The organism is Balneola sp. (assembly GCA_002694685.1).
In the GTDB taxonomy this organism is placed as follows: domain Bacteria; phylum Bacteroidota; class Rhodothermia; order Balneolales; family Balneolaceae; genus Gracilimonas.
The window spans coordinates 691517-702719 of the sequence record NZMW01000004.1 but is presented as its reverse complement, the minus strand read 5'-3'; the positions used below and the strand labels follow the sequence as shown (position 1 = coordinate 702719).

Below are 11203 nucleotides of genomic sequence, written 5' to 3'. Positions count from 1 at the left end.
AAGAATTTAACTATTGAGGGGCAGCGTCAAATTCTACAAATAAAAAAAGCCCCGCACTTAAGTTGAAGTGCGGGGCTTTTGAATATCTTACTTTTTCTTCTTGTGTCTGTTTTTTCTCAGACGTTTTTTACGCTTATGCTTTGCTATTTTTGCGCGCTTTCTTTTCTTACCGCTTGGCATAAATACTCACCTAAAATTTATTAATAGAATTACTGTTGTTCGAACACAGCTAAAATAAGAAGATTTATCGGTTTTCTAAATTCATTTTTCAACCATCTGTGCTTCGTTCACAGCTTCTTTAAAATCTTTAGACATTTTTAAAACCGGAGCGAATTGTTCAGGGACAATAACTTCTTCATTTGTTTTAGGGTTTCTTGCCACACGCTGCGCACGTTTAACAACCTTAAAACTTCCAAAGCCACGAAGTTCAATATTTTCTCCCCGCTTCATCGCATCAATAACGGTTTCCATGAAACCATTAACTACGGCTTCAGTTTCTACTTTGGTCAAACCTACAGATGAAGAAATTACATCTACTATGTCTGCTTTAGTCATGATTTAAAAGATTGATTATTAATTAATATACGGTTTTCGAAATACTACAATGAAAACAAAGCTACTTAAAAATCGTTCACTCCCAAGCACGGATTTTTAGAAATTCATATAATTTTTTCAAAAGTTTTCATTTTTTATTGAAAACAACTTCTGTAATCAAGGGGAAGCTAATCGTAAAGTAAATTACTTATTCTAAATGCCAAACGTGAAGAACCTTATTGCTTCACTTGAAATCCATCTTGTCAAAACTTCATTCATTGCTCAATTACTTGGAACTCTGAAGTATAATCACACAAGGATTTATCTATTTAACAAGGTATTCCTTTAATATTCCGAAATGTTTTTTACTTTCTGCCTGCCTCTTAAAATTTCTTAACCTATTAATAATTTATTCATGGAAGTATTTGAACAAGCTGTAAACTGGTTGAACAACCTCGTTTGGTCAACCCCCGAAAAGTTTCCCTTCATGGTTGTTGTGCTTTTGGGATTTGGAATCTTCATTACGCTCCGACTCGGGTTTGTACAGATTCGACGATTTGCTCACGGTATAAAATCTGTTATGGGAGTTTACGATAATCCCGATGATACCGGTGATGTCAACCACTTTCAGGCCTTAACTACAGCTCTCTCTGCAACCGTAGGTATTGGTAATATTGCCGGTGTTGCTATAGCCATCCATTATGGAGGTCCCGGAGCCCTTTTCTGGATGTGGGTTACTGCTTTCTTTGGAATGGCAATCAAATACGCTGAGTGTACACTGGCTGTAAAACACCGTGTGCAAAATGCCGACGGTTCTGTATCTGGTGGACCGATGTATTATATCGAAAAAGGCTTAGGTGAAAACTGGAAGTGGCTTGCAATCTTTTTTGCAGCGATGGCGGTAATCTGTTCATTTCTTACCGGTAATGCCGTACAAGCCAATACCGTTGCTGACACCATGTACTCAACATTTTTAGTACCTGCCTGGATTACAGGGATCTTCACTGCTTCCGTAGTTGGTATTGTTATTGTAGGTGGGATTAAGCGTATTGGCCAGGTAACTGCACGACTGATGCCCATCATGGCTCTGATTTATGTGTTAGGTGCACTCACCATTTTACTATTAAATGCCAGTGACGTAATTCCTGCTTTTAAAACTATTTTTGTTACTGCTTTTACTCCTGAAGCCGGACTTTTCGGAATTGTTTCCGGTGGATTTTTAACCACATTGGTTTGGGGAATTAAACGAGGTTTATTTTCGAATGAAGCTGGTCAGGGTTCTGCCCCTATCGCTCACGGTGCTGCGAAAACAGAAGAACCGGTTCGTGAAGGTGTGGTTGCTCTGTTAGAACCATTCATTGATACCATCCTGATTTGTACAATGACCGGTTTGGTGATTGTTAGTACAAACGTATGGCAAGAGCGCCACGATGTACAGTTTGATCCGGTTACCGTAGAAAATACCTATGTATTTGACGAGGACGGCGACACCATGCTTTCTATTGTGAACGGTGAAGCCACCGATGGTTATGTAGAACGAAATGATGCTCCAACCGGAATGTTTTATGCTGATGAAGAACGCACTACTCCATTCACAGGATCCATTGATGTTTCCAGTGGATCAGCGGTGATTATTTCTGCCAGTGGAAATGAAGTAGAAGTTTTATATACCAGTATCGCTGAGAATGGGGCTCCTCTTACTTCGCTCGCTTTCGAGAAAGGACTCTCTTCTCTATTCCCCGGCGGCCAAATGATTGTTACTATTTGTGTGCTCCTGTTTGGTATCTCAACCGCTATTAGTTGGAGTTACTATGGAGACCGTTCCATTCAGTATCTGGCCGGCGATAAGTCGATCATATACTACAAAATAGTATACCTGGTGATGCATTTTATTGGGGCCATCTTCCCACTTGCAACCGTTTGGGCTATCGGTGATATCGCGCTTGGTTTGATGACCTTCCCGAATATCATTGCCTTGTTTGCCCTTTCAGGTTCTGTAGCTGTAGCCAGCAAAAAGTATTTCACTAAAATGGAAGAATTTGAAGCGAAAGAATCATAATTCACCTATGGAAAACGTCACAGAAATAGACCATCCTGTCGTTAAGCGCTATCTCAGTATTCTCCGGAATAAAAAAACTGAGACCGCGCCTTTTCGCAGGGCCATGAGCACCATCGGTACTATTTTGGCTTATCAGGCACTTACTGATTTGCCTATGAAAACTTATGATGTAGAAACGCCCATTCAGACCACAACAGGTTATGAACCATCATCTGAAGTTTTTGTAATTCCCATTTTGAGAGCTGGGCTTAGTTTAGTTGATGGGATCATCAGTTTTATGCCGGATGCAAAAGTTGGGCATATTGGTGTTTATCGTGATGAACAAACTCATGAACCCGTCAACTACTATCATAACTTTCCCGGCGGCTTGAAGGGAGCCTACACATTAGTTGTAGACCCGATGTTAGCTACCGGAGGCAGTGGTTCTCATGCTATCAAATTCCTAAAAGAAAATGGAGCAGATAATATTAAATTCGTTTCCCTTATCTCTGCTCCTGAAGGAATTGAACGGCTCCAGAAAGATCACCCCGATGTCCCGATTATCACCGCATCAATTGATGAGAAATTAAATGAGAATGCTTTCATTGTGCCTGGTTTAGGTGATGCTGGTGACCGATATTTCGGTACGTTATAATTTAAGCCGTTAGCTTTCAGACTTCAGCTGTTAGTAAGAGACACCTGATGGCTGATTACTGACAGCTGAAAGCCATTTCGCTATGATCTAATCATGAAAAACATCCACCTTTTCTTACTGCCCATATTTTTGCTCCCTCTGACGACAAGCTGTGGAGAACTTACTGAGTTTGAGAACAAACAGGTACAGGAAGCACTAAGCGATTCTCTTTTCACAACTACTGAAAGCTGGGGAATTGATATGGAAGTGCTTGAAAACGGAAAGCTAAAACTCAAACTTTCCGGGAGTTATGCTGCCTCAATTAAAGACGAATCTCGAAATTTAACCAAGATAAGCGGCCCCGTTTATATCGAGATTTTTGACGAAGAGGGAAAACCCGATACTTTTGTAAACGCAGACAGCGCCGTCCATAAACCTCAGGATTCTGAATTTGAGCTTTTCGGTAATGTTCGAGTTGACGCTCCGGGTGGCAAGAAACTTCAATCTGATTACCTGAAGTGGGAGCGCCAGCGAGATCGGGTAAGCACTCCTGAGTTTGTCATATTCATTTCTCCGCCCGACAGTATTGCTGCCCAAGGCTTTTTTGGAGACTCAGACCTTAACAACTACACGCTGAATGAAGGCGGCGGAAGGGCAGTCATTGAATAAGCTTAATTCTAAAAGATTGCAGTTGTATATTCATGGCATGACCATATCACTTCACCTAAAAGTATTATCTAAGTTATTAACCGGGCTTTTTTTCGTGCTGGTTTTATCTACCGGTTTGATGGCTCAAAGTGTGGTAAATATTGAATCATTCAGCCGCGCTATTGGCGCCACCGTTGATGGCGAGCAGATTCAAAAGCTGTATAACGCTCGCCTCACAACGGGAAATATTGAAATGGTTTGCGACAGTGCCTGGCGATTTATCAACCGCAGTGAAATTCGGGCTTTTGGGAACATTCAAATTGAAACGCCTCAGGAAACTATCTGGAGTGATACCCTTTATTATTACAACAACCGGGATCTCAGTTTACTTAGAGGGCGGGTAATAATTCAACAAGACAGCACTACCCTTTTTGGTAAAAAAGTAGACTACAACTTCTTTACTAAAGTCGCTTATTTTGAAAACGGCATTCGTTTGGAAGATCAAAACGGAACCTTGATTGCTCAGCGTGGAACCTACTTCCAAAACCAAGACAGCGCTATTTTCAAAGGCAACGTGCAGCTTTCTGATTCTGCTCAATATGCCGAGGGAGATAGCCTTTTCATTAATCGAAGGACGGAATATCTGCAGCTGTACGATAACATTTTTGTTGTGGATAGCACCAATAACGGTACACTCACCGGGGATTATCTGGAGGCAGACTCCACAGGAAGGCGCTTCGTAGATGGGAATGCATACCTCAGTCGAGTCAGTGCTGACACGTCTGATACAACCCATATCAACGCAACTCAGCTGTTGCTTTTAGAACAGGATTCTACCTCACTAATTCGAGGTTTCAAGAACGTAAAGGTTTGGTCTCCTAAGTTTTCATCCAATTCTGACACCCTGCTTTACGATTCTTCCACAGAGATCTTTGAACTTATTTCAAACCCTATTGCCTGGCACGAAAATATTCAGCTTACCGGACCCTATATTTCTGTTGAAATGGACAGCAACGAAGTACAGCAACTCCGTTCATATTATAAAACCATTGCTGTTCAGGAAGACAGCAGCACCGGCAGGCTTCATCAAATTAAGGGTGATACTTTAATAGCCGATTTTACAGACGGAAATTTATCCCGCATTAAAATCTATCCCAATAGTCAGGTTTTGTATCACACAAAAAATGAACAAGGAAATCCTGATGGAGCAGTGGAGTATTCCTCACCAACCACTACCATGTATTTCAAGAATGGTGATCTAACCCGGGTTACAGCCGGTAAAAACGACGGCTATTTCTTCGAAGAATTTGCAGGACTTGCTGATCGTGAATTAGATGGCTTTGCATGGAATCCTGAACTCAGGCCGGAACGCCCAACAGAAGAAGTAACTCCCCGCTTCCCGCCCGTTCCTAAAGAACGCCCCTTCGAACTTCCAAGACGATTCCTCGACTACCTAAACACCCTTGCTGAAACTGAATAAAACTTCAGCATTCAATGTTCCTTGTTCAATATTCAGTATTCGCTATTCCCTACGCCTCCTCTACCTGCAAATTATTCTTAATAACCCGATCCTGCACGTCCCTCGGTACCTGCGCATAATGCGAAAACTCTCGGGTATAAGTCGCACTGCCCTGAGTCATAGATTTAAGCTTAGTTGAATAATGATCCAATTCCTCCAGAGGAACATGAGCCTTTATTTTCTGAATTGAACCTTCGCCAGCCATGCCCTGAATTTGTCCACGGCGTGTGCTGAGGTCACTCATAACATCTCCCATAAAATCAGAAGGAACTGATACTTCAATTTCATACACCGGCTCCATCAGCTGGGGATTGGCTCGCATAAATCCATCCCGAAAAGCCATTAAGCCAGCCGTTTTGAAAGCAGCTTCGTTTGAATCAACGGAATGCATGGAACCATCAAAAACAGACACCCGAATATCACGGGCTCGGCAACCGCTCATGGGGCCATTCTCCATTTTCTCCATCACTCCTTTTAAGATTGCGGGCATAAATCGGTTATCAATGACTCCACCAACAATGCAGTTTTGAAAAACCAGCTTGCCGCCCCAGCTTAAATCATGCTCTTGAACATCCCGAACTTTGAGGTCATCCGGTGTTGACATCCCCTCGGTATATGGCTCAATAAGGAGTTCAACCTCTGCAAACTGTCCGGCTCCTCCAGATTGCTTTTTGTGCTTATACTGTGCTTTAACTCCTTTAGTGATCGTCTCCCGATATGGGATTTTTGGGGTGATAAATTCAATATCCAGCTTAAAACGATTTCTAAGCTGATCTTCGATCACAGCTAAATGTTCTTCACCTTGTCCGTGAATAATCACCTGCCTTAATTCCTGACTATGTTCAATTAGCACCGAAGGATCTTCCCGGTGAATCTGATGTAGTGCATGTCCCAGTTTATCTTCATCACCTTCTTTTACCAATTTTACAGCGGTTCTGATAGTTGTTGGTGGGAATTCAATACCCTGAAGTTTTACTTCATGACCTTTTTCATGAAGGGTATCATTTACTTCTCCATCCTTCAGTTTTACAACGGCTCCAATATCTCCGGTTTGAATTTCATTGATTTCAATCCTTTTGTGGCCTTCCGTTAAAAACAAACTGCCAAGCCTTACTGAAGACGAATTACTGCTGTTCACCAAATCCATTCCCGGGCGAATAACACCGCCATAGGTTTTGAAATAGATCAAATCTCCCACATGCGATTCGGAATGTGTCTTAAATAGAAACATGACCGGTTTTCCGTCAGGATTCAATTCAAACACTTCACCATCTTCGGTTTTAGGAGGGTTTCCTTGCAATGGGTTGGGTGCCACATCATCCAGAAATCCCATAACACGACCCGTTCCCATGTTTTTGGAAGCACAGCTCACAAACAGTGGGAAAATCTGTCCGTTTACTAACGAGATATGAAGTCCTTGCTGCATCTGCTCTTCATCAAGTTCGCCTTGCTCAAAATAGATGTCCATTAAAGTCTCATCGTTCTCGGCAATGGTTTCTACCAACTCTTGATGAAGCTGCTGGGCTCTAGCTTTCTGAGAATCAGGAATCGGCAATTTATCCGGTTTCCCTCCTTCTTTCGGAAACTCATACATCGTCATTCTTAGCACGTCAATAATGGCATGAAAATCCGGTCCCTCACTAAATGGGAACTGAACGACCGTAACTTGGCGCCCAAAATGCTCTTTGGCTTCCTCAACCGTTTTCCAGAAATCAGATTGATCAGTATCGAGCTTATTCACCACAAACATGGAGGGTACGTTATACTTTTGTACATTTTTCCAAAGTGAATCCGTGGCTGTTTCAACTCCCTGCTCGGCATTTAGTACAAAAATTGCAGTGTCTGCTATACGTAATGGGCCAGCTACTTCTCCTATGTAATCGGAAGTTCCAGGAGTATCGATCAGATTAATTTTATGGCCGCGCCAGTCCAGGTTTAAAAAGGAAGAGTGAATTGATTTCTCTTTTTCCTTCTCCAGCGAATGATAGTCAGAGACGGTATTCTTCTCTCCGACTGAACCTCTTCGGTTAATTGCTCCGGCTTCGAAAAGCATCGTTTCGGCTAACGTTGTTTTTCCGGAGCCTGAATGCCCCAACAGAACAACATTACGAATTCGGGTAGGATTATATACTTTCATAGGTGACCTCCATTTGACTCCAACTGACAGTACCATCTCTGCCATTTAGCAGTGTGTTTTCTTGGTAACAGGTTTTAACTTGTCAAAAAAAGCGCCTTATTATTTGCGCGATCAAATCAATGAACAGTACTCATTCTTTTTGAATAGAATGTGAAGATCAAAAATAAACGGAGTCTCGTAATAAGCAACATGAAAAAAAATTTACTGATACAGACCGGTGGAACCATTGCCATGAATGCAAAAGGTGAAGGTGTGGAGCTCAATCCCGAGAAATGGTCTAAAGTGCTTTACGATGAAATCCCCGAACTGAACGAGATTGCTGAGATCACCACACTCCCTCTTTTCTTTGAGGATAGCTCGGATTTGAATGCTTCCCACTGGATAGAACTGGCTGCTTGTATTGAAGAGAACTACTCCACTTACAATGGCTTTGTGATTTTGCACGGAACCGACACGATGGCGTATTCAGCTTCTGCTCTGAGTTTTGGACTGAAGAATCTGGGCAAGCCTGTGATTTTCACCGGAAGTCAGTTACCTATGAGCACTATTCGAAGTGATGCCCGCCGAAATCTTGTCAACGCCATTGAACTGGCCACCATGGATTTTAAGGAAGTTGGCATTTGCTTCAATGATGCCCTGTATCGCGGAAACAGATCTACCAAACTCAGCATTGGTGATTTTGATGCTTTCGGCTCTCCCAACTGTTCTCCTCTTGCGGATATTGGAATTCAAATTGAAGCGCTGGTTCAGCATTCTTTTGGTGAAGGTGAATTTGAGAATCAGGCTAAGTATTCTGATGAAGTTTTCGTACTGACTGCCCATCCAAATATGAACCCCGAACTGTTGAATGGATTAGACTTAAGTAAAATCAGAGCGGTCGTTCTTCGTGCTTTCGGTAGCGGGAATTTTTGTGTGAAGGGTGAAAAGAGCCTGCTCCCTTTTCTGGATAGATGTAAAGAACATGATGTAGTTGTAGCTATTGTTTCTCAAGCCGATTACGACTCGGTCGATCTCAGCCAATACTCCGCAGGTCGTGCCGCTCTAAAACACGGAGCCATCAGTGGGAATGATCTTACCTTGGAAGCCGCTGTGACCAAACTCATGTTTTTATTAGCACATTACGATTCCAAAACCGATATTGAAGAACGTTTCCAGCAATCGCTGGTCGGGGAACTTTAAAAAGGTGTTAGGTTTTAGGGGCAAGGTTTTAGTTTAGACCTACCTAAAATCTAACACCCTGAAGCTAACACCTAAAACCTTACACCTACCACCATGTTTTTCATTTTTGATGTAGAGACCGTCCCGGATTTCGATTTTGTGCGACGGGTACTAAACGATCATGAATCAGATCAAGAGTTATTGCTGGAAAAAGCCAGCGAGGAATTAGCAAGAAATAAGTCGGGCTTCCTGCCTCCCATGTATCACCGCATGGTTTCCTGGGTGGGACTTTGGATCGAGAATACCGGCGGACCCAAACAAAAGCTGGCATGGAGCGGTGAAGATGAAAAAGAGGGACTTAAGCAGATTTTCGATGCCATCGGTACGTATAAAGATTTTGGTCTGATCCACCACAACGGCAAAGGTTTTGATATCCCCGTTCTCACCTATCGCGCTATGAAGCACGGACTTCAGATGCCCGTCCGTATGCATGATTATGATATCCGTTACCGATACAGCCGCCATAATATCGATCTGGTAGATGAGTTCAGTAACTACGGAGCAAGTTCATGGCCAAAGCTCAAACATTTGGGTCAGCTGATTGGGATCCCCTTCAAACAAACCGGAGAAGGAAATGAAGTTCTCGCCATGTTTGAACGGGGCGAGTTAGACCTGATCGAGCACTATTGCTACGAAGACGTGATGGCTACCTACATCGTTTGGCTTTACCATCAATATACTGCAGGTTCCATCCCTGAAGATCAATTCAATAACCTCAAAGACCGCGCAATGAGCAAGCTGGAAGATATTCAGGCGGGGCCGCCCAAGTAAGCATTCCGCTCCGACGCAGAGCGATCGGAGCGAGGGTTGTTGATAACACAATGCAATGCCATTTTTTAAGCAGACTTTATAAAAATCCACCTCTTGCCTTACGCTGGGCGAGGATAGTAACTGAATTAGTTTAGGGTAATCAAAAGCCCATCACCGCACTCGTTCCGACGCTCTGCGTCGGAACGAATCAACGATTAACGCCCTCACTAATAACGAAACTAAACAACCCGATCCTTATCACTGTAGTCAGGAATTTCACCTCGATATCCAAAAATTGTTTTAATAAGCTTAACCGACCATTCGCTTTGGTTCTTGATGTACCATTGATCAGCAGCACGACGAGCGCCTAATCCCCAGCTTGGATATGGATGAATGGTATCAGCAATGCCGCGGAGTGAGACTCCATTCCTCATGGCTACAGCATATTCAGAGATGAACTCCCCCGCATGAGCGCCCACAACCGAAGCTCCCAATAACTTGCCGGATAACTTCTTGGCAAAGAGTTTCACCATACCCACCGATTCTCCTTCTGAAACAGCGCGATCAATTTTGGAATAAGGAAATCGATAAACCTCGTATTTCACTCCTTCTTCTTTCAACTTCTTCTCTGTTTTTCCAACATGGGCCAACTCGGGATCGGTAAAAGTAACCCAAGGCACATTATCTTTTTCAATCTTCATGGGGACAACCTTCAGCAAGGCTTTGGTAGCTGCAATCTTCGCCATGTGCTCGCTCATATGGGTGAATTGGTATCGCCCTGTCACATCACCTGCTGCATAGATATGCTTTTGATTGGTTCGACAGCTCTCATTTACCGTAATATTGCCCATTTCGGATTCAACACCTGCCGCATCTAAATTTAGTGACGCTGTATTGGATTTCCGACCCGTTGCCATGAGTAACGCATCACCTTCCAGTACTTTTTGCTCTCCATGTACTTCCACATACACTTTGAATCGATCGCCTTCCTGTTCAACTCTTTGTACAGAAGCTCCCAACTCATATTTCACTCCCTGTTTTTCCAACTCTCCTTGCAGGATTTCGACCAGATCCGGATCATCATTCGTCATAATTCGATCGGCCATGTCTATTACGGTAACTTCAGACCCCAAATTCACAAAAGCCTGAGACATTTCGGTGCCAATCGGTCCACCGCCAATTATCAATAATTCTTTTGGCAGTTCTTCAATTTCAAACAGACTTTCATTTGTTAAATAATCCACGTCCTGAATTCCATCTATTGGAGGGACGAAAGCTTTTGCCCCGGTAGCAATGATGAAATATTTGGAAGAAACCGTTCGACTGCCGCCATCAGTTAGCTGAATATCAATCGTGTGCGAATCTTTGAAAGAAGCTTTTCCAAAAACCACCTCAATTTTCTGGTCTTCAAAAATCTCAGGACGATCTGCATCGTGATAAACTTCTTTGCGAACCTCATCAACGTGCTGCATCACTTTTTTGAAGTCGATATTTGGCTCCCCGTCAATGAGTCCATATTTACCGGCTTCTTTGATTTGGCGGGCAACCTTAGCTGCTTTGAGTAATGTTTTCGATGGAATACACCCGGTCCATGTACAATCTCCGCCAAGCCGATCGGCTTCGATCATCATTGTTTTTGCACCGAAGTTTGCTGCTATTCCCGAGGATGTAAGACCAGCAGCTCCCCCACCAATCACAATCATATCAAAATCATATCCAGCCATA

The 11203-nt window shown here is 43.0% G+C and carries 9 protein-coding genes; 6 read left to right on the top strand and 3 right to left on the bottom strand.

All coding sequences use genetic code 11. From position 1 onward, the window contains the following. Positions 1–261: 261 nt before the first annotated feature. Entirely contained in the window at positions 262–555 is a 294-nt protein-coding gene (locus tag CL667_08495) for an integration host factor subunit beta (GenBank protein ID MAL17738.1), read from the bottom strand. A gap of 466 nt (positions 556–1021) precedes the next feature. On the opposite strand from CL667_08495, the gene CL667_08490 reads away from it, so the two are divergent. From CL667_08490 to CL667_08475, 4 genes are all read left to right on the top strand, one after another. After that, positions 1022–2593: a sodium:alanine symporter family protein gene (locus CL667_08490; GenBank protein MAL17737.1), complete on the top strand. Its 1572-nt coding sequence runs from the start codon at positions 1022–1024 to the stop codon at positions 2591–2593. Between the two features lie 7 nt (positions 2594–2600). Then, a complete protein-coding gene (locus CL667_08485) occupies positions 2601–3227 on the top strand; it encodes a uracil phosphoribosyltransferase (protein ID MAL17736.1) in 627 nt (208 codons plus the stop codon). Positions 3228–3320: 93 nt separating this feature from the next. Continuing rightward, the gene (gene lptC / locus CL667_08480; protein MAL17735.1) at positions 3321–3875 is read left to right on the top strand and encodes an LPS export ABC transporter periplasmic protein LptC; all 555 of its coding nucleotides are present in this window, start codon (positions 3321–3323) and stop codon (positions 3873–3875) included. A 37-nt stretch (positions 3876–3912) separates the two neighbouring features. Then, complete coding sequence (locus tag CL667_08475) at positions 3913–5334, top strand: hypothetical protein (protein ID MAL17734.1); 1422 nt, start codon at positions 3913–3915, stop codon at positions 5332–5334. Positions 5335–5383: 49 nt separating this feature from the next. Here CL667_08475 and CL667_08470 read toward each other — a convergent pair whose 3' ends face one another. After that, positions 5384–7510 (bottom strand): elongation factor G, encoded by a 2127-nt coding sequence (locus CL667_08470; protein ID MAL17733.1) that lies wholly within the window; start codon positions 7508–7510, stop codon positions 5384–5386. A gap of 189 nt (positions 7511–7699) precedes the next feature. Here CL667_08470 and CL667_08465 point away from each other — a divergent pair, with 189 nt between their 5' ends. Continuing rightward, entirely contained in the window at positions 7700–8689 is a 990-nt protein-coding gene (locus CL667_08465) for an L-asparaginase 1 (protein ID MAL17732.1), read from the top strand. Positions 8690–8782: 93 nt separating this feature from the next. Then, the gene (locus CL667_08460; GenBank protein MAL17731.1) at positions 8783–9499 is read left to right on the top strand and encodes a hypothetical protein; all 717 of its coding nucleotides are present in this window, start codon (positions 8783–8785) and stop codon (positions 9497–9499) included. Between the two features lie 218 nt (positions 9500–9717). Here the strand turns inward: CL667_08460 and CL667_08455 are convergent, their stop codons facing one another. Next, positions 9718–11202, bottom strand: a complete 1485-nt coding sequence (locus tag CL667_08455) for a mercuric reductase (GenBank protein MAL17730.1) — start codon at positions 11200–11202, stop codon at positions 9718–9720. Between the last annotated feature and the right edge of the window lies 1 nt (position 11203).